General features: G+C 38.7%; 1 pseudogene. It reads right to left on the reverse strand.

Features of this window, described 5'->3' with window-relative positions:
- A pseudogene (locus E5358_RS15635) lies at positions 1-203 on the reverse strand (IS982 family transposase); the annotation flags it as partial.
- Between the last annotated feature and the right edge of the window lie 102 nt (positions 204-305).

A 305-nucleotide genomic window follows, 5' to 3' on the forward strand; every position in this document is an offset into this window, starting at 1 on the left:
AATTGGCGAATGTTCCGAAATGGTAACATACAAGGATTGTCATTATCTCGCTCTCGGACATCATGCATTCACGCTTCCTGCGCTTGCGCCCGTCCGTGTCAGAAAGGCGCAAATACATGTTTTTTTTCAAGTTCTGCATGCAATTTCTTGGAAAACTCGTCGATAATACAGAAAATTTCAGTAACTTTGCAAGTGGTAATCATCGCTTATGTTTTTAGTATGTTATTGATTTTCACTTACAAATATACAAAATATTTGCGAGATTACCAACTTTTTCGGGGACTTTCTTATCCCGAACTCGCGTA

Origin of the sequence: Palleniella muris (assembly GCF_004792655.1) — a bacterium.
In the GTDB taxonomy this organism is placed as follows: Bacteria; Bacteroidota; Bacteroidia; order Bacteroidales; family Bacteroidaceae; genus Prevotella; species Prevotella muris_A.